This is a genomic window from Bacillus cereus group sp. MYBK101-2 (genome assembly GCF_051918845.1).
Taxonomy (GTDB): domain Bacteria; phylum Bacillota; class Bacilli; order Bacillales; family Bacillaceae_G; genus Bacillus_A; species Bacillus_A paranthracis.
This window is the reverse complement of sequence record NZ_JBQAIE010000003.1, coordinates 72386-96453: the sequence shown is the minus strand read 5'-3', so window position 1 is coordinate 96453 and position 24068 is coordinate 72386. Positions and strand designations below refer to the sequence as shown.

Here is a 24068-nt window from a genome sequence, read left to right as displayed (position 1 = left end):
TTCATGTTAAGAGATTCCTAAATATTTGTGACACATTTCCTTATCCTCTTTTAATTCATGCATAAAACCGTTATGAACAATTTTTCCGTTATCCATAATATAAAAATAATCACCAATTTGACTAGCCATCATAAAATTTTGTTCAACGAGTAAAACTGTTGTTTTCTCCTTCATTTTCAAAATAGCTATCATTAATTTTTCTATCATAATGGGGGACAAGCCTTTACTCGGCTCATCAATAAGTAGTAAACCATCACTATTAATAAATGCTCTTGAAATTGCTAACATTTGCTTTTGTCCTCCACTTAGGAGTCCGCTTTTTTTGTGCCAAAATTGCTTTAAATCTGGAAATAGTTCAAGCATCCATTCTATTTTTTCTTCCGCTTCTTCACCCTTACCTCTAGCAAGAGCGAATGTTTCTTCTATTGTCAGGTCGTGAAAGATACCTTGATTTTCTGGTACATACCCTATTCCTTTCCTTGAAATTAAATGTGTAGACAATCCATTTACTTGTGTACGATCATAATAAATTTCACCATGTGCGATATGGTGAAACCCCATAACCGAACGTAACGTCGTAGTCTTCCCTGCCCCATTTCTTCCAAACAGTACAGTAATCGTTCCTTTCTCGACAGTAAGAGATACCCCTTGTAAAATATGAAACTGATCTAAATACGTCTCTATATTATTCACTTGTAATAGTGCCACTATATAATCCCCCTAAATAAGCACTTTGTACACGCTCATCTTTCATAATTTCTTCGGGTAAACCTTCAGCCAATAACTCTCCATGAAATAAAACGATTAGATGGTCTGACAAACCTAGTACCATATCCATTTTGTGTTCAATAAGTACAATTGTACTCTCTGGATGTTTCTTAATATTTTCAATCACTTGTAGTATAGCTGGGACTTCCTCAACCGAAATACCTGCCGTCGGCTCATCAAGTAATAACACATCTGTTTTTAAAGCTAATAACATCGCAAGTTCTAGCTTTCTTTTCTCTCCATGTGCCAAATCTTTCGCTAATACATTCTCTTTCTCCTGAAGTAATACTGTTTTTAAGAAACGTCTCGCCTCTCCAACTTGTTGCTTTAATTTTGCTGGACTCGGGAAAAAACTATAGTAATCTTGTACGAATGATTGAACACTTAAACGGACATTTTCAAGTACCGTTAATTCTGGGAATATGTTTGTAAGCTGAAAAGAGCGACCGATTCCTAAGCGTGTTCGATCTGAAATCGATAGTTTTGTAATATCTTGCCCTTTAAAATACACTTCACCTGTTGTGGGTGAAATCTGTCCACTTAGTAAATTAAATAATGTTGTCTTACCCGCACCATTTGGCCCGATAATAGAAATGAGTTTTCCTTTTTGTACAGTTAAATTTACATCTTTAATAACATGATGCTCGCCAAAAGATACACTAAGATTTTTCGTTTCTAGCAAATGTGTCACGAAATTCCTCCCTTTAAAGCTTTCAGTATGAAAGAAATACGTATAAAGAGGGTGTACCCCTCTTTATACGTAAACAACAGAAAATTCAGTCTATTTATTTTGAACTGGTGGTTCTGTTTCTTTCATCGTTAATTCTCGCTCTAACACTGGCACCGGATAATCAACACCATCTTGTTTTTTCAATGTGATAGAATACAGCGTCTGCATCGCTTGATGATCCTTCTCTCTAAATTTCATCTTTCCTTTCGGTGTATCAAATTCCATTCCTTCCATTTTCTTAATTAATGTATCTACATCTGTATCACCTTTTGTTTTCTTTAAAGCTTCTACAATTGAAATTGCCGCTGACATTCCTCCTGCTGTAAATAAATCTGGCACCGCACCATTAAATCGTTTTTTATGTTCTTCCACTAACCAATCATTCACCTTATTTTTCGGGAGTGTATGATAATAAACAGAAAAACCTTGCATTCCTACTAATGCATCCATCGTTTTTAATGCTGGTATATCTGGCGCACCTGTGGAGATTTTAATACCTTGCGCTTCCACATTCATATCTTTCAACTGTTTCCAAGGTGAATTCGCCCCTGCCCAAACGATAAATAAATAATCTGGTTTTGAGCTAATGATATTTTGAATATTAGCTGTGAAGTCAGTCGAATTTGTATCTGCATATTGCTCGTTTACAATATTTGCCCCTAATTTCTTCGCTCCAGCTTTAAATGCTGCAATTCCCTCACGGCCGTAAGCATTATCTTGTGCTAATGTTGCTATTTTCACATCTTTTTTAGCGATTGCCGCCGCACCAGCGACTGCATCTTGAGATGAATTTCTACCTGTTCTAAAAATATATTTATTCCAGTTCTTCCCGGTAATACTATCAGCTACTGCTGGTTCTACAACCATTATTTTTTCATATTCTTCAGCTAGTGGTAAAACCGCTAATGTATCACTTGAACTAGACGATCCGACTAAAAAATCAACTTTCTCTTCTTCTAATAACTTCGTAGCTTTTTTAACCGCTACATCAGCTTTTGTTTCTGTATCTTCTACAACAAACTTAATCTTCTTTCCTTCCACTTTCCCAGTTCCATCCGTCGCATAGTCTAACCCTAATTCAAATCCGTTCACTGTTTGTTTTCCATATGATTCTAACGGACCTGTTAATGATGCAAGAACCCCTACCTTAATCGTCTTTTCATCCTCTGTACTTGTTTTCTTTCCTGAACAAGCTGCCGTTATTAATAACGAACCTAAAACACAACCAGCAGCCATCATTTTTAGCCATTTACGTTTTTTCATCGACATTGTGATCCTCCCCATACTTTTCTTTCTGATAGAATCAATCTCGCCAAAGTTATCCATCCGTAATTATGACTTTTTCTTTGAATCATACAAACAAATTTATTAAAAAATTAATGAAGTACCATTACATTCGCCGCCCCTTTCCAAATACCTCCATTTCCCATATGTTCATTTGGAATTTTTCACCACCTAATCACAGTAGCTGCCCACGTATACCCAGTTCCTGCACTAACTACTACTGCAATATCTCCGGCCTGTAATTTTCCCTGTTCATTTGCAAAGTGAAGACCAATGCAAGGATCAAGCGCTGACATATGTCCATAATGATCTAAATATACAACTTGTTCTTCTGCTAGCCCTAGTCCCTGTATCAATTCTATTAACATAGAACGTTTTGTATGCAGTGGTAACAATACTTTAATATCTTTAGGAGTTAACCCACTTTTTCTTAACGCCTCCCGAATCACCTTATCAAAATTAGGGATTGAAACCTGATCTAGACGTTCTTTCATACTATTAGGATCTATTACATCAATATAATGCTGTCGATTCTCAACTGTATCATAGCTCGCAACCTTCTTCGATCCACCAGCTGGGATACGAACATCTTCATGAAATGAACCATCTGTTATTATCGTACTTCCTAATATTTCACCGTTTCTAGCGTCTTTTTTCACTAAAGCTGCACTTCCGCCATCAGCGAAATTAAACATAAAACGCGAACGTGGATTATCATAATCTACAATTTGAGATTCTTTACATCCACCTACTAATAATATATTTTCAATTGAGTTATCGGAGTAGAGCATATCTTTTGCGACTTTGAGAGCGATTGGAAAGCAAGAACTAACATTCATAATTTCGAAAGCATAAGCATTTTTCAATCCAAGTTCATGCTGAATTTTTGGGGCACTAGACCATACGTGGTAATCTTTATGTGGACTGCCAAAATAAATGACTACATCAATAGATTGAGGATCTACTTGTGATAATATTGGTTTTGCAGCAGCAATAGCTAAATCTGATGCATGCATCGTTTCATCTGCGACATGTTTTTCATATAATCCAAACTTTTCTATAATAATATGCTCAGGAATACCTGTTTTTTTAGATAGGTCTGCAGCCGTCTCTACGTCTTTTGGGAAGAAAACACCAGTCGCTTCAATCCCAATATTCATTAGACTACTCCTCCTTCTTTTGGCACCATCATTGTAGCTACACCTGTTAATACTAAATCTCCTTTTTGGTTATGACACTCTGTTAACAATTTCAAAACTCTCTTTTCCATCATAAATTCTTGTACTGTAGCCGTTGCTGTAATTGTATCTCCTATAAAAACTGGTGCTGTAAATTTAATAGTTTGCTCCATGTAAACGGATCCTTTTCCAGGTAAATGAATACCAAGCAATTGCGATAATAGACTAGAAGTTAGTAAACCATGTGCTATTCTTTGATTAAATCTAGTTTGTTTCGCATACTCATGATCAATATGGATTGGGTTAAAATCCCCACTCAAACCTGCAAATAATACAAAATCCGTTTCTGTAATTGTTTTACTACATGACGCCTGTTGACCAGTGATATATACCGTCATCTATTCACCTGCTTTTCAATTGATTTGCTAACTGTGCTTTTTGAATTTTACCAGTTGCATTTTTTGGCAATTCCTCTAGAAAAACAATTTCTTTCGGTATTTTATATTTTGCTAGAAATAAACGACAATGCTCAATGACTTCTTTTTCAGTTAATACACTGCTACTCTTTTTCACAATAAAGGCGATTGGAGTCTCTCCCCACTTTCCATGTTGCCTACCAACGACCGCTACCTCATATACGTCCGAAAGCTTATTAATGACTTGCTCTACTTCAAGTGGATAAATATTTTCACCACCGGAAATTATCATTTCTTTTTTTCTACCGACAATGTATACAAAACCATCTTCATCAACTCTAGCTAAATCTCCCGTATATAACCAACCATCTTGAATCGCTTCTTTTGTTGCATCTAGCCGGTTCCAATACTCTTTCATTACATTCGGTCCTCTTATTAGTAACTCCCCAACTTCACCAACCTCAACTTTATTTTTGTTTTCATCAATAAGTTCATACTCACAAAACAGAACAGGTTTCCCAATCGAGCCTACTTTACGTCTTGCATCTTCTTCTGAAAGCATAAATACGGTTGGTGATGTTTCAGTCATACCGAATCCTTGACCAAATAAAAATCCTCTATTTATAAATTCTCTCATCAACTCTTCTGGACACGGAGCACCACCGTTATAAAACCAGCGAACTGCTTGTAAATTTGTAGTTTCAAACTTTGAACAATTTATTAATGCTTGATGAATTGTAGGTACTCCCATCACAACAGTCACTTTATGTTTTTCTATCATAGAAAGAGCTTTGGTTGGCTCAAATTTTCTTGGAACAATGATTACACCACCTGCAAATAAAGTTGGAAATGCGAATAAACCAATACCACCAATATGAAATAAAGGCAATAATACAATAGAGCGATCGTGCATAGTTAGATCAATCGCAAATGTATTATTAAGCGCATTCCAAAACATATTTTCTTGTGTAAGTACAGCTCCTTTCGGTTTTCCAGTTGTCCCTGAGGTATAACATATAATAAAGGATGCGCTTTCATTTATCTCTTCAAAGTTATCAATTTTTCTATCTTCTATTTCTTTTAAACTTGTAATCGAAATAACTCTTTGTACATACGATACCTTCTGCATTGACAATGCCATATTTTGAAATGTTTCCTCTACAAATAAAACTGTAGTTCCACTATCCTTCAACTGAAATATAAGTTCATTTTCTGTTAACCGTATATTTAGTGGAACAGCAATACATTCTACCTTTGCTATAGCGAATAAAAGCACAATATATTCCAAGCTATTTTGCGATAAAATAGCTATCCTTTCTCCTTTTTGCACATGTAAGTCGTAAATGAAATATGCGGCTACTTTATTTACATACTCATGTAACTGTTTATATGTCATTTCCTCCTCATCTGTAATAATGGCAATGCGATCTGGATGTAAATAGGCCCGTTTTTCAATCCAATAAGCAATGCCTTGCATATGTTCCCCACTCCCTTATCTCTTTCTCAATCCTTCAAATATTAATGACATCGCTGCTTCAAATACATCTTCTGGAACATCTTTCTCTTCCCAATAACCCCATCGCATACCTAAAAATTGTCCAATTGACATAAGACAATACGCAATTGTTTCTGTATCAAGTTGTTTAAACTCTCCCGCTTCCATACCAGCTGATAAACTTTTTAAAAATCCATTTGCGAGCTTTGCATAGTACCATCTATATAAATTATCATCAACTACTACCGCCTGTTGTACAATGTTATATAGATTAGGACGATCTTTCACCCACCGAAAAAATGCCTGAAAACCTCTTCTTTGTGCCTCTTCATAACTTGATATCCCCTTCATTTCTTCTTTAATAATTAAGCGTAACTCACGGTTCAATCTGCGAATCAATTCATCAAATATATCTTTTTTAGATGGAAAGTAATTATAGAAAGTTCCGTGCGCTACCTTTGCTTCTTGTGTAATATTCACGATAGAAGCCTCGTAATATCCTTTACTACCAAATACTTCTTCTGCAGCACACAATAATTTCTCTCTCGTTTCTAGTCCTTTTGTTGTTAAGTTTTTTACATCCATTATTATTTTTTCTGACACCTGAATCACCTCTTAGATTTGATTATAAATATATTTCCGAATTTTACAATTATTATTGTTAGACAAAATCTGCAAGTGTTTTTCTACATACAAAAAGGCCTAACTTAAAAATAAGTTAGACCTTTAGTCTTAATTAGAATTATTTTCTACTTTCTCTAACCCTTCAGCCAATTGTTTCTTATCTAGCCCTTCCCCTATTACTACTAAGTTCGTCGGGAACCCGAAGTCTTGTTCCAGTAAAGTCGGTACCCCGAACGAGTATTGGAATAAGTGAGGATATTTGTCCCCATGGAATTTCACAAAACCTTTCACACGATAAATACTGTCTGGTAAATTTGAAAGCCATTCATATAAATTGTCTTGATCAATCGATTTCGTAAATTGATACGTCATCGTTTGTATATGTAAATGCTGTTTTACATGTAGTGTCTCACGTTCCCCATCATTCGTAAATTCAGCTTCCTCTATGTCTTCTAAAGATATATTACAATATTTTGTTTCAAACAATTTTGCATGATTATTTATTGCTTTCACTTCTTCAATTACTTTGTTCTTATCCGCATCTGTTAGTAAATCTGATTTATTAATTAAAATGTGGCTACCAAACTTCAGTTGCTCATGTAATAATTGCTGAACGTTTGCACTTAATATACTTCGATTTAACCACCTTACTGCATCTAAAACGACTACAATTGATTTCACTTCTAAGAAAGGTGCTAAAATTGGTGATACACATGCATCTAGCACTTCAATTGGGTGCGCAACACCTGTCGTTTCGATATAAATGACATCTGGTCTTTCTTGTTGATATAACGAATGCAACTGTATTTCAAGCTCTTCTTTTAGCGTACAACAAATACATCCTTTCAGAAGTTCCCTTAAAACATTCTCTTTTCCAATAATATCGGTATCTACCGAGTATTCACCAATTTCATTCATCAATACTGCAACTTTTCTCTTCTTCTTTTTTTCTGCTAACAATAAATTTTGTAATAATGTTGATTTTCCACTACCTAAAAAGCCACCTAATATATGAATTTCTACTTTATTCATTTGATCGACCATCCATTTCTTTATTTCAAGCGTATTCAAAGCGTAATAATTACGATTTATATTTATTATTTTATTAAAAGAGTCGTGATTTGTAAATATATGTTTACTGTTCATTTACTTCATATGCAACTCGAATTCCAGACTCTATTGCTCCTTGCATCCATCCATGTGTTAATGTCGTATGCTCTCCTGCAAAATGTACTTTTCCAGATGGTGATGTAATATACGGAAATAACTCGAGCTCTTGGCCTGGTTCGAAAGCTGTAAATGCACCGCAAGAATACGGATTTTTACTCCAGCTAAAAGATGTTCCAGTGACAAACTCACTATAGACAATGTCACCGTATATTTCCGCTAAATTTTTTAATGCGTAACGAATACGATCTCTTTGCGGAAGACAATCCCATGTTAACGCCTCATCTGCCCACGTATAACTTGCTATAACGATAGCTGGTCCTGGAGTATGAATGCCATAACTCGGATAGTATGTAAACCGTATCGGTAAATCAGTAATAGATTTACCACCACACTGTCCGGCTTTCTCCCAAAATCTACTTTTAAACTCTATCGCAATTTTAGTTGCAGCAATATAATTTAATTCACGAATTGCTCGTCTTTTAAAATAAGAGAATAAATGGTATGGCTGAACTTCTACAAATCGTAACGCTGAAAATGGAATTGTAATAATAGCAAAATCACTTGTTATTGTAAATTGCTCTAACGTTTGTTCATGATTTCCTTGTAACATTACTTTATTATCTTCTTGTATGATTTTATCAACCTTATACGGCATTAAAATATGTTCTCTTAATTGTGGTAAGAATGCATTCGATAACTTATCCATTCCACCAGTTATTTCATAATATTTCGTTGTTGAAGTAAAGAAAATCATTTCACGTAATACTTCAATTAAGGACATTCCCATATAAGCTTCCATATCAAGAAGTACCCCAATCATATCTATTGCACCATCTGAATAATACTCCATTAAAAATGAACCAAGCGAATACGTTTTATACTTTTTTTCAACGATAAGCCAGTTTTTATCAGGATCCTTCTTAATATAATTTAGTATTGGTTCTAATACCTCTAACATTAACTCTTCTGCCGTTTTTCCTCTTTCTTTATCCAAAACCGGATATTCAAGTACACTTGGATCATTTTCAAACACATTCAATCTTGTTTGAATGTTATTCGTGTAAATGATATCTGCAAAAGTTTTATTTATAAAAAGGTTTAAAGGTAGTTTAAATTTATGAATATACGCTAAGGTTAACTTATGGGTATCAGGAATTCTCATCGGTCCTGCATTAAAATATAAACCCACACTAAATGGTTTCCGAATCGTATACACCCTGCCACCTATTCTGTTATTTGCTTCTATAATCGTTACTTCGTGTCCAGCCTCTTTTAATAAAGAACCTGCAACTAATCCAGAAATCCCTGCACCGGCAATCGTAATTCGTTTTGGGTTATTCTTTTTAACAAGCCCTGCATGAATAATATGAAGCATTTCTTCCATTGCTAATGGGTTCCCCATGCCATTTCCCCTTTTACAAAGGATTTTACTGAATTATATTCAGTTCACTGAATTCCTATGTTTCATGCAAAGAATTGCACGGATACATTTTCAAATACTTGAATATCTTTTATAAAATGTAATAAACTAGATATGAATCTATAGAAGTAAGACGTATTATCTTACATAATAAAATCAATGAAATTGCGAGGAATTTTGAAATGAAAAAAGGGATTAACCGTGTTGTATTAGTAGGAACAGGAGCAGTTGGATGTAGTTATGCTTACTGCATGATTAACCAAGCTGTAGCTGAAGAATTTGTTTTAGTTGATGTAAACGAAGCAAAAGCTGAAGGAGAAGCAATGGATTTAAGTCATGCCGTTCCATTTGCTCCAGCTCCAACTAGAGTATGGAAAGGTAGCTACGAAGATTGTAAAGATGCTGACCTTGTAGTCATTACGGCTGGATTACCACAAAAGCCAGGCGAAACACGTTTAGATTTAGTTGAGAAAAATGCAAAAATCTTTAAACAAATCGTGCGCAGTATTATGGATAGCGGATTTGATGGTATCTTCTTAATCGCAACTAACCCTGTCGATATTTTAACTTACGTAACTTGGAAAGAATCTGGTTTACCGAAAGAACGCGTAATTGGTTCTGGTACAACACTTGATTCTGCTCGTTTCCGCTATATGTTAGGTGAGTACTTCAATATTGGTCCACACAACATTCATGCTTATATTATCGGAGAACATGGTGATACGGAACTTCCTGTTTGGAGTCACGTATCAGTTGGTATTCAAAAACTACAAACACTGCTTGAAAAAGACAATACGTATAATCAAGAAGATTTAGACAAAATCTTCATAAACGTTCGTGATGCAGCTTACCATATTATTGAACGAAAAGGCGCAACATACTATGGTATTGGTATGTCACTTCTACGCGTTACTAAGGCAATTTTAAACGACGAAAATAGTGTATTAACTGTTTCAGCATATTTAGAAGGTCAATACGGTCAAAAAGATGTGTATATCGGTGTACCTGCTGTTTTAAATCGCGGCGGTGTTCGTGAAATTTTAGAAGTAGAATTAAGTGAAGACGAAGAATTAAAATTCGATCACTCTGTTCAAGTGTTGAAAGAAACAATGGCTCCTGTTCTTTAATCATATATGTGAAAAAGCAATCCAATTTATTTTGGATTGCTTTTTGTTTATTTTCTATTTTTTAATCGATTCCTCATTATTTACATCAAGTACATCTAATAAAAAGATGAAGATTGGTATCCCGATAATAAGCCCCCATATTCCAAGGAAATGTTCTGAAAAGATGAGAATCATAAATGTATAAAAGATTGGTAAATTTGTTTTCGCAGACATAAACTTCGGGTTTAAAAAATAACTTTCAAGAGCATGGATGACTGTAATGAACACAAGTATGTACACAACGTATATAACTCCGCCTACGTTATAAGCAATAATACAAAGTGGAAATAAAGAAATAATCACACCTGCAACTGGAATCAACCCTAGTAGACAAATCATAACAGCTAATACGAGAAGCTGCGGAAATCCTAAAACAATTAATACAATAACAGTAAGAATACAATTTACAACCGCAATTAAAAACTGTGCTTCAATTACTTTACCGAACGATCTTGCAAACCTTTCGCCAAAATATGCAATCTCCTCATAAAAAATCTTTAGCTTACTCTCTTTAAATTTAGAAGTAAAGGTAATAATACGCTCTTTTTCTAATAAGAAAAAGAGACTTAATATGAGAGACAATAATATTTGTAAACTTACCTTCCCTATATTTGCTATCGATTGATAGATGACATCTACACCTTGTTCTATATACTTTGATACTTCCATTCCGTTAATTGTCGAAAGTGCATATTTAATGATTTCATTATCAGGCGGGTTTTGAAAAAACAATTTAAATTGATAAATCAATTGCGAAATTTGTATCGTTAACACAGGTAAATATTTATACAATGTCGTGCCAATAAAGGAAACTAATATGATATACAAACATGCGATAACAATTTTCCGATTCACTTTCAATTTCTTTGAAATAAAACGTTGAAATCGATCCATTAAAAATGTCAGTATAAACGTAATTAATATTAAGTTGATCATACTTTTTAATCCATATAATACAAGCGCTAATATTATTAAAACGAGAAACCGTTGAAACCCTCTACTTCGAAAGAAATTTTTCACTTCATTCATTAAGATTTAACCTCCCCCTTCAATGGATGGAAATTGAATATATTACATTTTATGAACTTCTATAGACAATCTTTCTTACTAATTAGGAAGAATCCTTTTTTTCTTTTTATATTGTTAGATTCTATTTATATTAGCCCACCTACTTACTTCAGTTGAGCTCTTTTTTTCGTTTAAACTTTTACAGTTTAGGTGGTTTTCTATTTTTAGACTGCTGCTCATACGCATATCCAATATTGAAAAGCTCTTTTTCACCAAACTGTTTCCCTACAAACACTACACCGATTGGTTCTCCATTTTTATCATATCCAGCAGGAACCGCTAATTCCGGATAACCAGCGACAGCGGATAGAAGAACTTCATCGTTGTTAATCATAACTAGAGCATCCAAACCTTTTTCTACTAAATATCTATCTAGCTCTTTTCTTGCATTTTCTTGACTCGTTTGCACTACTTTTTCAAACTCATCTTTCGTTATAGCAGATTTTTCAGATCCCTCAATTAATGTTTGTCCATATTTTATTCGTCTATTACTATCCTTTTTATTAAACGCTATAATCTCTTCTAACGATTTTACCGGTACATTTTTTTGCTTTGAAAGAAAATCGTTAACATTATGTTTGAATTCATATTCTAACGTTTGTAGATTATCTACACCCTCAGCGTTTAACTGAATATCATCAGTCAATATCGCACCTGCATCTTGAAGGTCTTTTCTAATCTTTTCTGCTACTGCTTTTCTATTTTCATCTTGTTGGTCTACAGAAAAAAGAAGCCCTATCTTTTTCCCTTTTAATCCACCTATTGATAAATCCTTTGTATAATCAATTCTTTCTTTATCTTTCACTTTTTCTGTCATAACATCTTTTTCGTCATAACCTATCATTGCATTAAATAACGTTGCTGCATCCTTTACCGTTCTTGCCATAGGTCCTGCTGTATCAAGCGTTTCAGCTAACGGAATAATTCCTGATCTACTCACCATACCTAGTGATGGACGTAACCCAGCTACTGATTGCTGCGTCGCTGGTGCTACAATTGATCCAGTCGTTTCTGTCCCGATTGCAAGCGGTGCAAAATCTGCCGCAACTACTGTAGCAGATCCAGAGCTTGATCCTGATGTATCAAACGTAATCGGACCATACGGATTCAAATTTTGTCCTTTTTTCCCGCTATATCCGCTAGGCATTGTAAAGGATAAATAATTTGCCCACTCAGACATATTCGCTTTTCCTAAAACAAAAGCACCTTCTTCTTTCAACTTTTTCACAATCGTCGCATCCTCATCTGCAATCCAATCTTTTAACACATACGTTCCTGCACTAGTCGGCATCACTTTTTCCGTCTGTACATTATCTTTTACAATGACAGGAATACCATATAAATTCGATTTTTTATTTCTACCTCGCTCTTGATCTAACTTTCTTGCTTCCTCCATCGCATTAGGGTTTATCTCTGTAACAGCATTTAATGTTATTCCATTTTGATCATGTTCTTGTATTCTAAAAAGATAAATACTCGTTAATTCTTCATATGACAACTTTCCATCATCAATCATTTTTTGAAGCTCATCTATAGTCGCATTTACGACTTCTTTTTCTTTTATCTTTACATTTTCTATGTTAATTCCTTTTAACTGGTTATGTATCGGTTTTAACACTCTATCTTTATCATATACGATACGCTCAGGTTCCTTTGGAAAATAATTTTTATATACGTAATATCCGCCAGCACACGCTAATAAAACAATGCCTCCAGCGATAGACAGCGTTACCTTTACCCATTTCTTCATGTTGCTTCCTCCACTCTATAAGATGCTTAGCTATAAGAAAAAGAGAGTTACCTTTTACTTAACTCTCTCCAATCAAAATGCTAAATGAAAAAATGAAAGATTTCAATCTAATTACTTCTTTTTTTGCATTTGCTTTGCTAACATTTCTTTCACTTGATTATACGTTAACCCTGAATTTTTATTTAAACGCTTTACTTCCTCAACATCAGTACCTACCACTGTATATTTTTTCTCATCATTCATTTTCCTAATTCCCTTCTCAACGGATTATTTCTTATATTTCTTCCCTAAATGCGCATAATTTAACACCACTACAAAAAAGGAAGCTGTTCTTAAGCACAGCTTCCTTCTCGTTACATATTCTATTTCTTAATAAAATTTCACTACATCTTCAGTAGGCAAGAACGTTCTTTCTGCTGGTTGTTCGTTTGGTTCACCAAATGGCATTTGACCTACTAAGCTCCACTCTGCTGGAATGTTCCAAGTTTCTTTCACTTCAGCATCTACGATTGGGTTGTAATGTTGTAATGACGCCCCAATTCCTTCAGCAGATAATAACATCCACACAGTATGTTGTAACATTGCATTTCCTTGATGAGACCAGAATGGGAACTGATCTTTATATAATGGTGCGTTTTCTTGCATTTTTTCTACAGTTGCTTGATCTTCAAAGAATAGTACAGTCCCTACACCTGCATGAAAACCTTTTAGTCTTTCTACAGTCGCTTCAAAGTTTTCTGCTGGTACGCGGGCTCTTAATGTTTCTTTTACAATATCCCAAAACTTTTCATGCTCTCCATCCATTAATACAACCATACGACCACTTTGCATATTGAAAGATGTTGGTGCGTGTAAAGCTGTTTTTAGCACTTCTTCAATTCTTTCTTTCGTAATTGCATCGTTTTTTGTTACTTTACGAATCGAACGGCGGTTCACGATTGCTTCTTTTAAGTTTGTTGTAGTTGTTGACATGTTAATTCCTCCAAATATTTATTTTATAATTTATTTTGTTATTTCATAACAAGCGAATTAGCAATATCCATCGGTATTACATTGCATACCTTCAAATGAATTTGTTTTTTCCTTTTCAATTTCTTTATCAATGACTTTTTGTAGCGTTTCTTTACTAGCAAGCCCTTGAATGACTTCATCACCAATCATGACAGTTGGAACAGCCATAATATTCGCTTCCTCATATGCGTGCTGAATCGCTTCTTCATGTTTTTCTTTATATTTACGAGTTACTAAAGCATCCTTAAATTCAGCCTCAGGAAGTCCTACTTCTACCGCTAATTTTGTTAACACATCAATATCTTCAATATTTTGCTCTTCTTGGAAAAATGCTGTGAATACGCGGTGATGATACTCATTACCTAGTCCACGTTCTTTCGCAAATTGACATCCTTCAAAAGCTAAATGTGTATATGGATGTGGTGAAACACGTGGCAATCGCATTTCAATTCCTAACTTCTTCGCTGTCGGAAGAATGAAAGCATCCCATGAACCTAATTTTTCTGGTTCATTCCATGGATCTATTTTGGAATATGGACTTGGACGCAGCTCAAATGGCATCCATTCAATCTCTACATCGTTCTCTTTCGCTACCTCATCTAATGGACCTTTTGCTAAAAAACAAAACGGACATATAAAATCTGAGTATACTTTCATTTTTACAGTCATAACTTTTCCCCCTTACCTTTATGGTTGTAATCAAATTAGTTACATTAATAACAAAAAAAATATAAATATGATTTAAGCATTCATTTTTTCTTGCAAAGTTTCAAATAAATGCCCCATCGTAATATTTCTCAAAACTTCTTCCATCGCGGATTGCGCTTGAATTAAAATAATTTCTAACACCGCTTGAATGTTCGCCCCAATTGGACAATCTGGATTCGGTTGCTCGTGAATATGAAATAACTTGTCTTCTTCGACTACGTTCACTGCATGATACACATCTAACAATGTGATTTCGTATAAATCCTTTAGTAATCCCGCGCCACCCGGTCCACGATTTACGTAAACAAAGCCAGCTTGTTTCAAATATGACATAATTTTACGAATGACTACTGGATTTGTATTGACACTCTCAGCCATATAGTCTGAAGTACAAAGTGAAGATGGATTGTTTTTCAAAATAGATAAAATATGAACAGCTATGGAAAAGCGGCTACTAATTTTCATCGTAATCACCACCTCGATGTAATCATTATAGTTACAACAAAAAGATAAGTCAACCCTTTTCGTAGATTTTTTATAAGCAAATTAAAAGTGTCCCATTATGATATATGAGACACCTCTTTTTATTCTGCAAATAGCGCTTGAAATTCTTCAATAAATAGCTGCACAGCGATTGAAGAATCCTTTAATGAAGGAACAGCTAAAGCAATTTCTCTCCATACTTGTGGTTCCAATTCTCTCGTTTGCACATTCTGTGGTAAATTCGTTAAAGATAATTGAGCTAATATTGCAATGCCTAATCCTTCTTGAATCATATTTAAAGCTGTCGTAACTGTCGAAATTACATACTCAGCCCGAAGTGGTACGTTTGCTTGTTTAAACATATCGATAATGGGTGGTTCGTATCCGCCCTTACATAATATAATCGGCTCATTCTCCAAATCACGAATTGTAATAGCGTCCTTCTTGCAAAGAGGATGATCCTCTCTTAAAATAACAACCATTTTCCCCTTCGTTAATGGAACAATCTCCATCTCTTTATTAGGCAAAATAACAATTCCTATATCAACAACCCTCGATACTAACCAATCTTCAACTTCCTTAATCGTTCCTTCACAAAGAACGACTTCTAAGTTCGGATACTTCTCCTTAAAATGGTTTATCATTTTCGGTAAGAAATGTGCAGAAGCACTCGGAAAGCTCCCAATTCGAATCGTCCCAACTTCGTGCCCTTTCTCCATTGCAACTTCTTGTTCAATCTTCTCTACACTGCCCAAAATCTCTCTAATATGTACAAGAATTCTGTTTCCTACATCCGTAACGAGTAACCCTTTTCGTTTATCCCGTATAAGAATCGTAACTCCTAACTCCGATTCTATACTTGAAATCGCATGACTTACAGCTGGCTGCGTCATATTTAACACCCGAGCAGCCTTCGTAAAACTACCTAACTCAACAGTTTTTATTAATACTTGTAGTTGTGTAATGGTCATAACTAATCACTTATACTCCTCATAAAAAAGATTCATTTTATTTATTACAGTCGATATCATATCATAGTGAAATGAATAACAACAAGGAGGTCTTACAGTGACACAGCTTTCTCGAACTAAGACGGCCATAATCCTTACCTTTCTCGTTTTCATGTGGGGAATCAATTGGCCTTTATCTAAGTTTGCCTTGCATTATACACCCCCCGTTTTATTTGCAGGCATTCGAACTTTAATTGGAGGATTCATTTTACTCCTTTTCGCTCTACCCAAATATAAAGAATTACATTTAAAAGAAACGTGGCATTTATACGTTATTTCTTCTTTACTTAACATCATTATATTTTACGGGTTACAAACTGTAGGTCTTCAATATATGCCTGCTGGTCTATTTTCCGCTATCGTATTTTTACAACCTGTTTTACTTGGTATTTTCTCATGGATATGGCTTGAAGAATCAATGTACGGTTTAAAAATTTTCGGGCTTGTACTCGGATTTATTGGTGTAGGTGTTATTAGCTCTAGTAGTTTAACTGGACATATTTCTGTCATTGGCATTCTTCTTGCATTAGGATGTGCGATTGGCTGGGCACTTGGAACAGTATTTATTAAGAAAACTGGTCACCGTGTGAATGCCATTTGGATGGTAACAATTCAGCTTCTTATCGGTGGTCTTTGTTTAATCGGATTTGGCTCAGAATTTGAAAGTTGGTCTAGTATTGCTTGGAGTATGCCATTTGTTAGTGTACTACTCTTTATTTCATTCTTTGTTATTGCAATGGGGTGGCTTGCATACTTCACGCTTGTTGGAGCTGGTGAAGCAAGTAAAGTTGGGGCTTATACATTTCTCATTCCTCTAATCGCTATTATTGTAAGTTCAATTTTCTTACATGAAGCCATTACTATTAGCTTATTCATCGGACTATTATTTATTGTAGTGAGTATTTGTTTCGTAAATATAAAGCCGAAAACACTTGCTGTAGGGCAGCGGGTTGAAGTGAAGTAAATTGACATAAGAAGGAGCCTACTGATTGTAGGCTCCTTCTTATCATTATTACTTATTTTTTACGACGTACCATAAAAACACACGTACCTACCGAAGATACAATCGCTAAAATAGATAAAACAATTGCTATCAATTGCATATTACTAGTACCTTCATTCTTTTCTACACTAGACACTTCACCATGTTCTCCTGTTAATGACGTACCTTTTGCAATTGTAGTAAGTGAATGCGGTTTTTCAGCTTTCTCATCGCCTGTCCATTCCACAATTTCACCGTCTTTATATTGTTGGTATGCATCCCAAGCTATTTTTTGCTCTTTATCCGGATTTTTAGCGACGAAAGTAAACCGCTGGAATTGGCCAGGTAAAATCCCTTCTCCTGTTGCTTCCCATACTACAGTTTTCACTTTTCCGGCACTATCTTTTTGCTCTTCCATTTTCCACCCTGGCACTGGTTCATACTGTTGGAATTCCACACCAGACGGTATTTTCAGTGTAACTTTTGTTGTTGCTACATTCTTTTCAACTGGTACTTTTATCGTGTAAGTCTCCCAAGAGCCGATGTCAGAAGTTGCTGGCTTCACAGTGACGTGCGCACTAACAGGTAACGAAAAAATTCCCATTGCAATTACTGTTGCGATCATTGTTGTTCCTAATTTTTTTATGCGTTTCATTTTCTATTAGCTCCTTTTTATCTATACCTACTCTTTATCCCGCTATTCGCCGGGTAGCCCAATTGATGAGGGCTGCTTAAAGTTTCACTTTATCTGCCACCTACAATAAATTTATAATCCGTATCGAAGCTATCAAGCGATTTCGTTAATCCATGTACTTGTATATTCCAGTTGCCTGTCATGTTAATATACATACCTTCTGCTTCATATTCTCCCGGTGAAACTGCCGAAACTTTAAATGATCCTTTTCCCATATTCATATCTAACGATTGAGTCGTTAATATAATTTGTTCCATATCAGTAACGGGTTGTCCGTTCTCATCCTTTAAAGTAATATGGAATATATTTTGTCCTACTCTATTAGGACTTACATTTAGCGTCATTTCATATCCATTATCTAATTGTTTACTCTCTGTAAAAGGTCCAGTAGGAGGCATCGGTGGTGTTTGTACGTTTGTCATAAAAGCTACGATTACGAAAATGATAATTCCAATGATAAACTCTACTTTCACCGTAGCACCTAATCCTTGCTCCGCTCTCATTTTCCCTTTCACATAATGAATAATTCCCAATATCCCCATGAAAACGAATAAAAGTATCTTTGCTAGTAAAGCTAATCCATACTTCGTATCAAATAACGAGTGGATTGTTGGAATAAAAAATGTACTGTTAAAAAGACCAGTTATTAAAATCACAATGACAGCGCATGTTGCCCACGGTGAAAAACGCTTAATCATATCCCAATACATATTCCATTTGTTATCCTCTTTACGTAACAGAAGAATAATGGACGATAAACCACCAATCCATAATGAAGCTGCGAATAAATGTAAAAAATCCATAACAACAGCAATATCTTTAAACTTTAAACCATATGCGTGACTATTAAATGCTTTCATAACAAGTATTCCAATAAACAACACTATTGGAATACTCCATACTTTAAAAGACGATAGCTTCTCACGCCTCATCGCAAAATACGTAACGATTATAAGCGAACTAATTAGAGCCATTTGAGTAATCCAAACATAACTAAAAACAGAAAGCTGTAACGTTTCTTTTAATAGTAAAGGATTGAATGCTTCTAGCCATGAAACATCAGCATTTATTTTCGCTTGCAGTGGTAGATTGAATAACAAGCTAATAAATATCCCTAATAAGGAAATCCATATTATGTTCTTACTCCTTGATCGAACCGAGGTTGCATTCCCTTTATACATAATAAGATTAAAGAATAGCACTCCTATAAATAGTGAGAAACTTGTATATAAAATTCCACGTTCCATGATCATATCAATTTGCGGAACATATCCCATCTCTTCTACTTGTATGTCATCTGCTCCAGCTTCCGCTAATCCAATACGGAATGGAATAACTCCTTGAATTGGATGTCCATCAGCTGAAATCACTTTCCACTGAATAGAGTAGAGACCATTTTTAAGATTCTCTTTCAATCCAGCTTCTAATAGCTTTTTATTTTTTTTATCAATATGAGCATCTTTTAAATCGACCCTTTTACCTGATGTATCTCTCACGTACAATGTATTAAAACTTGAGATTTGTATGTCCTCATCGAACTCGATTTTCACAACAGACGGTGCTTTCTTCAATGTTTCATTTTCAGTAGGGTTTGATTTCACAACGTATGCATGAGCAGATGCACTTTTCGGTATCAATATGATAAGCACACATACAATGAATAACAATATCCCTAACCTTTTCATTACTTTCACACTCATTTCACTTCTTTCTTCCTCATCGCTATATTTTCATTATTTTTACTTCCCGAGTTGGATTCTCGGACGAAATATTAACCTGATTAAATATAATCTTCTATACAGTATAACTATTTATTTCTCTCTCACCTCTAAACTTCTAATACAATAGTAACTACCTTCATAGATACAACTTACATTTTTAAAGTCGATTGTTATTATATCATAAAATATATTTATGTAAGTTCCTGAAGAGGAAAAGTTATCGTGAATCATTTGTGAAGAAAGTGTGAAATGCATAAATAAAAAAGTATTACGTTATTACGTAACACCTTCTTAAAAATATCCTTCTTCTATTTCTCTTCCGGATAATCACAATACTCTATGATTGTTCCCTCTGTATCCGCTGGATTAAGATAGATTAATCTTCTGCCGTGTTTATTAATTCGAAGCGTATGCTCTAACGTTCGAATGTCTTGTTCTTTCAATTCCTCTAAAGCTACATCTAAATCATCTACTCGATATGCAACGTGATGAACACCTTTACCTTTTTGTTTTATAAATCGGGCAATTGGTGAAGTGGTGTTATTTGTCGGCGCAAGCAATTCAATTCTATCTCCATCCACTTCAAGAATGGCTACTTCACTTTCAACACCAGGCGCTTCACTTACGTAACGATCTATTAAAGTTCCTGACAACACTTTTTCATAAAAACGTATCGTACTATCTATATCTCGAACTGCGATGCCGATATGATCAATTGTTTTTTTCATTTTATTTCCCCTACTACTTTATTTTCTTTCATTATTAATAGTAACAAAAAAAGCTATAGAAACAAGTTCTATAACTTTTTTATTTAACCTATTTTCTTATTCGTATTTGCTGCTGGTTGAATTTGATTTTTTAATTTTAAAACGCTAATGCCATATCCGATACATCCACTGATAATCGCTGGGAAGATCCAGCCTAATCCTACTTCCTGCATCGGAAGGAATTTAGTGAACACTTGGGTTACTACTTCAACGTTAACTCCAGCTGCACTTAATCCATCGAATAAGCTGATAATAAATGTTACAGTTAAGCTCACTTGATAAACTTCAGCTCTTCCTTTGAATAATGAATGGAAGAATGTTAAGAAAATCAATACGATTGCTAGTGGATAAATTGCTGTTAATACTGGAACAGAAACTGCAATTAATTGTGTTAATCCTACATTTGCAACAATTGCACTAAATATACATAGCGTGATTGCAATTGCTTTGTAAGGAACATTTGGGAATAACTTATGGAAGAATGAAGAACATGCTGATACAAGTCCCACACTAGTTGTTAAACAAGCTACTGTAATCATTAACCCTAATAATACTCCGCCATATGATCCAAAATAGTAGTTAGAAACTTTCGCTAATACTTCTCCGCCGTTCTCTAAATGTCCAAGCTTTGCAACACTTGAAGCACCCATATAAGAAAGTGCTGTATAGATAATTGCTAAAATAGATGCTGCAATGATTGTTGCTTTTGCACAAACGACCATAATTTGTGTTTTCGTTTTTGCACCTTTTTCTTTAATTGCATTAATGATGATGATTCCGAATACGAATGATGCAAGCGTGTCCATCGTTAAGTATCCTTCTTGGAACCCTTTAAAGAATGCATGTGATGTATAAGCTTCAACTGGTGCTTGCATTTCTCCAATCGGATGAATAAAAGCAACGATTACTAAAATACCGATGAAAGTTAACTTAATTGGCGTTAAGATTTTTCCAACAATATCGACAATTTTCGCAGGATTTAGCGAAAAAAAACAAGTGATGCTAAAGAATACAATTGTGAAAAGAATTAAAGGTGTAGAACCTAATCCCTCTGGCATAAACGGTTTAAGACCAATTTCATAAGAAACATTTCCTGTTCTTGGTATTGCAAATAACGGGCCAATCGCCAAGTATAAAACTGTTGTAAACACAATCCCGAACACTGGGTGAGCACGACTTGCTAATGACTGTAAATCATCTTTCCCCGAAAAACCAAATGCTAGTACACCTAGTAATGGTAATCCAACACCTGTTACTAAAAATCCAGCGTTAGCAATCCATACATTTTCTCCTGCCGATTGACCAAGCATTGCCGGAAAAATTAAATTTCCTGCTCCAAAAAATAGTGCAAATAACATTAATCCAATAACTACTATGAACGAAAACGGTACTTTATTCGCCATAATATAACCCCCATTCAAATTTCCTTATCTCATTTTCCAATTTTAACTAATTGAATTTTCTGAATATTTAATTTAAGTATCAACTATTCTTGAACTCATTATAGTTTGCTATATAATATTTTGCAATACTATTTTCAAACTTTTCTTTTATTTTATAAATATACATTTTTTAACATGAAAAATAGACTAAAAAACCAACATGGTCATCCATGTTGGTTTTTCCATTTTACTATCAATTAATTAAAATTTCGCCGCTACTTTCTTAACCTTCTCTAGACCTTCTTCAACAATTTGTTGTGAGCGATCTGGATATTGGTTGTGCCCTTCAATTACAACAGTCTCTGGATTTGTAATTCCCCAGAATCCAAGTACAGTTGTTACGTAATTAACTGCCATTTCCATAGGAGCCATTTGTTCTGAAGAGTAATCTGAACCACGAGCACCTAACACAACTACTTTCTTACCACCAGCTAAACCTTCTGGGCCATTAGCTGTATATTTAAACGTTTTTCCAGCTTGAGATAAGTATGAAATATATGTGATTAATGGTGCTGGTACTGTAAAGTTCCATAATGGGAACGCAAATACCACTTTATCAGCTTCTAAAAACTGATTTAAATATTGATCTACTGTAGCAACTGCCTTCTCTTCTTCAGCTGTTAACTCCATACCTTGGCTACGTTTGTATCCACCTGAAATAGCAATATTTCCGTAATAAGGAAGATCTAATGCAAATAAATCTAACTCTGTAATTTCTGTATTCGGATTTGCTTCTTTATAAGTACTTACAAATGTTTCATACATTTTTGAACTAACTGCTTGCTCCGCTGGACGATCGTTTGCTTTTACAAATAATACTTTTGACATTGTTTTATTCTCCTCTACTTTTGTATTTTCTTCTTTTTTACCAAATAACGAGCTAAATAATCCCATTTTCTTCACCTAAACTTTCTTATCATATTCATTATTCATCATCACAAAAATTCTTATTCTAATAAAAAGTTCCAATAGATACCTTAAGTAAAGATACAAAAAACTTTTTGTTATTTAATTACCTTATGTAAGTAATTTTAATATAGTTGCTTACTTTAGTCAGGTAACTTTTAATAAGAAAATAAATCTCAAATTAAAAACATTTACTAAAATACAATCGAACACCAAATACGACTTTATTACTTGTATAATAAAATTAGAGAGGAAAATTCATATTTAGAAAGGATTCATTCATGAGCACGATAGAAAAGATTCAAACTTTTATTATTCTTTTTGCTGTTACATGCGGCATCATACTCGGGCAATTTAATTTCATACATATGTATTCAGAGCAATTTATTGTCCCCTGCTTATTTTTTATGCTTTATGGATTATTCCTCAGCATCCCATTGAAAGAAATAAAAAATGGATTTCGCAATTTAAAATTTGCTGGAACAAGCCTTACTATTAACTTTTTATGGACACCTTTACTCGCTTGGGGATTAGGAGCACTATTTCTTTCAGATCACCCTGCGCTTTGGGTTGGATTTATTATGTTAATGGTTACTCCATGTACAGATTGGTACTTAATCTTTACTGAAATAGCGAAAGGAAATGTAGCACTTTCTACGGCGATTTTACCAGTAAATTTAATTTTGCAAGTACTACTACTTCCCATTTATTTATTTTTATTCGCTGGTGTTATGAAGACTGTAGCGGTTTCTGTTTTAGTAGAAAGTATTGTTATCGTAATCGTCTTACCATTTTTACTTGCACACGCTACAAAATTCATTATGAATAAGCTGAAAAAAGCTGAAACGCTCGAGAATAAACTCATTCCGTTTTTCAGCTCTGCCCAAATTGTATTTTTAAGTTTAGCAATCGTAGCGATGTTTGCATCACAAGGTAAATATTTACTACAAAATATGAATGTCGTTTTATTATTACTCATTCCTGTTCTATTGTTCTTCATCATTAATTTTGTACTAGGACAATTTATCGGGCGCGTTATGCGTTTATCTTATAAAGATACAGTAAGTCTAAACTTAACAACGTTAGCAAGAAACTCACCTGTTGCACTTGCTATTGCTGTGACTGCTTTTCCTGACGAACCTCTTATTGCACTTGCACTCGTTATTGGACCGTTGATTGAACTACCAGTACTTGCTTGTGTTTCACAGGTGTTGTTGTTTATTAAGAGAAAACAGCAGTATACATAATAAAAAAACGTCCTACTTTAGGACGTTT

The 24068-nt window shown here is 34.6% G+C and carries 24 protein-coding genes; 3 read left to right on the top strand and 21 right to left on the bottom strand.

Going from position 1 to position 24068, the window contains the following annotated elements; genetic code table 11:
- Positions 1-6: 6 nt before the first annotated feature.
- The 9 genes from ACTFSI_RS09670 to ACTFSI_RS09630 all read right to left on the bottom strand — a co-directional run bounded on the left by ACTFSI_RS09670 (position 7) and on the right by ACTFSI_RS09630 (position 9067).
- Positions 7-708: a branched-chain amino acid ABC transporter ATP-binding protein gene (locus ACTFSI_RS09670; RefSeq protein ID WP_001196703.1), complete on the bottom strand. Its 702-nt coding sequence runs from the start codon at positions 706-708 to the stop codon at positions 7-9.
- The gene (locus ACTFSI_RS09665) at positions 686-1459 is read right to left on the bottom strand and encodes an ABC transporter ATP-binding protein (protein WP_000149327.1); all 774 of its coding nucleotides are present in this window, start codon (positions 1457-1459) and stop codon (positions 686-688) included. The genes ACTFSI_RS09670 and ACTFSI_RS09665 overlap by 23 nt, the downstream gene beginning before the upstream one ends.
- A gap of 90 nt (positions 1460-1549) precedes the next feature.
- Positions 1550-2767 carry a substrate-binding domain-containing protein gene (locus ACTFSI_RS09660; protein ID WP_138322148.1) on the bottom strand — a complete coding sequence of 406 codons (1218 nt, stop codon included), beginning with the start codon at positions 2765-2767 and terminating at the stop codon, positions 1550-1552.
- Between the two features lie 179 nt (positions 2768-2946).
- On the bottom strand, positions 2947-3942 hold the full coding sequence (locus ACTFSI_RS09655; protein WP_139895576.1) for a 3-oxoacyl-ACP synthase: 996 nt from the start codon (positions 3940-3942) through the stop codon (positions 2947-2949).
- Positions 3942-4358 carry a MaoC family dehydratase gene (locus ACTFSI_RS09650; protein WP_000219484.1) on the bottom strand — a complete coding sequence of 139 codons (417 nt, stop codon included), beginning with the start codon at positions 4356-4358 and terminating at the stop codon, positions 3942-3944. Before ACTFSI_RS09650 ends, ACTFSI_RS09655 begins: the two co-directional genes overlap by 1 nt.
- 4 nt (positions 4359-4362) lie before the next feature.
- Positions 4363-5853, bottom strand: coding sequence for an o-succinylbenzoate--CoA ligase (locus tag ACTFSI_RS09645; protein ID WP_097851984.1), 1491 nt, complete (start codon positions 5851-5853; stop codon positions 4363-4365).
- 15 nt (positions 5854-5868) lie between these two features.
- Complete coding sequence (locus tag ACTFSI_RS09640; RefSeq protein ID WP_001290800.1) at positions 5869-6474, bottom strand: TetR/AcrR family transcriptional regulator; 606 nt, start codon at positions 6472-6474, stop codon at positions 5869-5871.
- 129 nt (positions 6475-6603) lie between these two features.
- Complete coding sequence (locus ACTFSI_RS09635) at positions 6604-7527, bottom strand: CobW family GTP-binding protein (RefSeq protein WP_044790412.1); 924 nt, start codon at positions 7525-7527, stop codon at positions 6604-6606.
- A gap of 103 nt (positions 7528-7630) precedes the next feature.
- Positions 7631-9067, bottom strand: coding sequence for a flavin monoamine oxidase family protein (locus ACTFSI_RS09630; protein WP_440045361.1), 1437 nt, complete (start codon positions 9065-9067; stop codon positions 7631-7633).
- 200 nt (positions 9068-9267) lie between these two features.
- Between ACTFSI_RS09630 and ACTFSI_RS09625 the strand changes: the two genes are divergently transcribed.
- Complete coding sequence (locus ACTFSI_RS09625) at positions 9268-10212, top strand: L-lactate dehydrogenase (protein WP_000715326.1); 945 nt, start codon at positions 9268-9270, stop codon at positions 10210-10212.
- 54 nt (positions 10213-10266) lie between these two features.
- On the opposite strand, the gene ACTFSI_RS09620 is transcribed toward ACTFSI_RS09625, so the two are convergent.
- The 7 genes from ACTFSI_RS09620 to ACTFSI_RS09590 form a co-directional block, all read right to left on the bottom strand.
- The gene (locus tag ACTFSI_RS09620) at positions 10267-11280 is read right to left on the bottom strand and encodes an AI-2E family transporter (protein WP_440045360.1); all 1014 of its coding nucleotides are present in this window, start codon (positions 11278-11280) and stop codon (positions 10267-10269) included.
- A 178-nt stretch (positions 11281-11458) separates the two neighbouring features.
- Positions 11459-13069 carry an amidase family protein gene (locus ACTFSI_RS09615; protein WP_197225511.1) on the bottom strand — a complete coding sequence of 537 codons (1611 nt, stop codon included), beginning with the start codon at positions 13067-13069 and terminating at the stop codon, positions 11459-11461.
- A gap of 111 nt (positions 13070-13180) precedes the next feature.
- Complete coding sequence (locus tag ACTFSI_RS09610) at positions 13181-13312, bottom strand: hypothetical protein (protein ID WP_000997344.1); 132 nt, start codon at positions 13310-13312, stop codon at positions 13181-13183.
- 126 nt (positions 13313-13438) lie between these two features.
- Positions 13439-14041 carry a nitroreductase family protein gene (locus ACTFSI_RS09605; protein WP_070805779.1) on the bottom strand — a complete coding sequence of 201 codons (603 nt, stop codon included), beginning with the start codon at positions 14039-14041 and terminating at the stop codon, positions 13439-13441.
- 57 nt (positions 14042-14098) lie between these two features.
- Positions 14099-14749, bottom strand: a complete 651-nt coding sequence (locus ACTFSI_RS09600) for a DsbA family oxidoreductase (RefSeq protein ID WP_440045359.1) — start codon at positions 14747-14749, stop codon at positions 14099-14101.
- Between the two features lie 72 nt (positions 14750-14821).
- Positions 14822-15253 carry an Rrf2 family transcriptional regulator gene (locus tag ACTFSI_RS09595; RefSeq protein WP_000704084.1) on the bottom strand — a complete coding sequence of 144 codons (432 nt, stop codon included), beginning with the start codon at positions 15251-15253 and terminating at the stop codon, positions 14822-14824.
- Positions 15254-15372: 119 nt separating this feature from the next.
- Positions 15373-16242, bottom strand: a complete 870-nt coding sequence (locus ACTFSI_RS09590; protein WP_098924950.1) for a LysR family transcriptional regulator — start codon at positions 16240-16242, stop codon at positions 15373-15375.
- Positions 16243-16339: 97 nt separating this feature from the next.
- Here ACTFSI_RS09590 and ACTFSI_RS09585 point away from each other — a divergent pair, with 97 nt between their 5' ends.
- Positions 16340-17245, top strand: coding sequence for a DMT family transporter (locus ACTFSI_RS09585; protein WP_044790419.1), 906 nt, complete (start codon positions 16340-16342; stop codon positions 17243-17245).
- 52 nt (positions 17246-17297) lie between these two features.
- Here ACTFSI_RS09585 and ACTFSI_RS09580 read toward each other — a convergent pair whose 3' ends face one another.
- The 5 genes from ACTFSI_RS09580 to ACTFSI_RS09560 form a co-directional block, all read right to left on the bottom strand.
- Positions 17298-17918: a YcnI family copper-binding membrane protein gene (locus ACTFSI_RS09580; protein WP_197225515.1), complete on the bottom strand. Its 621-nt coding sequence runs from the start codon at positions 17916-17918 to the stop codon at positions 17298-17300.
- Positions 17919-18007: 89 nt separating this feature from the next.
- Positions 18008-19657, bottom strand: a complete 1650-nt coding sequence (locus ACTFSI_RS09575; protein WP_071716740.1) for a copper resistance CopC/CopD family protein — start codon at positions 19655-19657, stop codon at positions 18008-18010.
- Between the two features lie 329 nt (positions 19658-19986).
- On the bottom strand, positions 19987-20406 hold the full coding sequence (locus ACTFSI_RS09570; RefSeq protein ID WP_000750836.1) for a VOC family protein: 420 nt from the start codon (positions 20404-20406) through the stop codon (positions 19987-19989).
- An 83-nt stretch (positions 20407-20489) separates the two neighbouring features.
- Positions 20490-21848 (bottom strand): branched-chain amino acid transport system II carrier protein, encoded by a 1359-nt coding sequence (brnQ, locus tag ACTFSI_RS09565; RefSeq protein ID WP_001284774.1) that lies wholly within the window; start codon positions 21846-21848, stop codon positions 20490-20492.
- 240 nt (positions 21849-22088) lie between these two features.
- Positions 22089-22781 carry an FMN-dependent NADH-azoreductase gene (locus ACTFSI_RS09560; RefSeq protein WP_000522516.1) on the bottom strand — a complete coding sequence of 231 codons (693 nt, stop codon included), beginning with the start codon at positions 22779-22781 and terminating at the stop codon, positions 22089-22091.
- A 293-nt stretch (positions 22782-23074) separates the two neighbouring features.
- Here ACTFSI_RS09560 and ACTFSI_RS09555 point away from each other — a divergent pair, with 293 nt between their 5' ends.
- Complete coding sequence (locus tag ACTFSI_RS09555) at positions 23075-24040, top strand: arsenic resistance protein (protein ID WP_000103769.1); 966 nt, start codon at positions 23075-23077, stop codon at positions 24038-24040.
- The last annotated feature ends 28 nt before the right edge of the window (positions 24041-24068 follow it).

Coding starts and splice junctions, on each gene's coding strand:
- ACTFSI_RS09630 (WP_440045361.1), bottom strand. CDS start 9,067: ATGGGGAACCCATTAGCAATGGAAGAAATGCTTCATATTATTCATGCA.
- ACTFSI_RS09655 (WP_139895576.1), bottom strand. CDS start 3,942: ATGAATATTGGGATTGAAGCGACTGGTGTTTTCTTCCCAAAAGACGTA.
- ACTFSI_RS09575 (WP_071716740.1), bottom strand. CDS start 19,657: ATGAGTGTGAAAGTAATGAAAAGGTTAGGGATATTGTTATTCATTGTA.
- ACTFSI_RS09590 (WP_098924950.1), bottom strand. CDS start 16,242: ATGACCATTACACAACTACAAGTATTAATAAAAACTGTTGAGTTAGGT.
- ACTFSI_RS09625 (WP_000715326.1), top strand. CDS start 9,268: ATGAAAAAAGGGATTAACCGTGTTGTATTAGTAGGAACAGGAGCAGTT.
- ACTFSI_RS09610 (WP_000997344.1), bottom strand. CDS start 13,312: ATGAATGATGAGAAAAAATATACAGTGGTAGGTACTGATGTTGAGGAA.
- ACTFSI_RS09660 (WP_138322148.1), bottom strand. CDS start 2,767: ATGTCGATGAAAAAACGTAAATGGCTAAAAATGATGGCTGCTGGTTGT.
- brnQ (WP_001284774.1), bottom strand. CDS start 21,848: ATGGCGAATAAAGTACCGTTTTCGTTCATAGTAGTTATTGGATTAATG.
- ACTFSI_RS09645 (WP_097851984.1), bottom strand. CDS start 5,853: ATGCAAGGCATTGCTTATTGGATTGAAAAACGGGCCTATTTACATCCA.
- ACTFSI_RS09605 (WP_070805779.1), bottom strand. CDS start 14,041: ATGTCAACAACTACAACAAACTTAAAAGAAGCAATCGTGAACCGCCGT.
- ACTFSI_RS09620 (WP_440045360.1), bottom strand. CDS start 11,280: ATGAATGAAGTGAAAAATTTCTTTCGAAGTAGAGGGTTTCAACGGTTT.
- ACTFSI_RS09580 (WP_197225515.1), bottom strand. CDS start 17,918: ATGAAACGCATAAAAAAATTAGGAACAACAATGATCGCAACAGTAATT.
- ACTFSI_RS09600 (WP_440045359.1), bottom strand. CDS start 14,749: ATGACTGTAAAAATGAAAGTATACTCAGATTTTATATGTCCGTTTTGT.
- ACTFSI_RS09650 (WP_000219484.1), bottom strand. CDS start 4,358: ATGACGGTATATATCACTGGTCAACAGGCGTCATGTAGTAAAACAATT.
- ACTFSI_RS09570 (WP_000750836.1), bottom strand. CDS start 20,406: ATGAAAAAAACAATTGATCATATCGGCATCGCAGTTCGAGATATAGAT.
- ACTFSI_RS09635 (WP_044790412.1), bottom strand. CDS start 7,527: ATGAATAAAGTAGAAATTCATATATTAGGTGGCTTTTTAGGTAGTGGA.
- ACTFSI_RS09615 (WP_197225511.1), bottom strand. CDS start 13,069: ATGAAGAAATGGGTAAAGGTAACGCTGTCTATCGCTGGAGGCATTGTT.
- ACTFSI_RS09560 (WP_000522516.1), bottom strand. CDS start 22,781: ATGGGATTATTTAGCTCGTTATTTGGTAAAAAAGAAGAAAATACAAAA.
- ACTFSI_RS09555 (WP_000103769.1), top strand. CDS start 23,075: ATGAGCACGATAGAAAAGATTCAAACTTTTATTATTCTTTTTGCTGTT.
- ACTFSI_RS09595 (WP_000704084.1), bottom strand. CDS start 15,253: ATGAAAATTAGTAGCCGCTTTTCCATAGCTGTTCATATTTTATCTATT.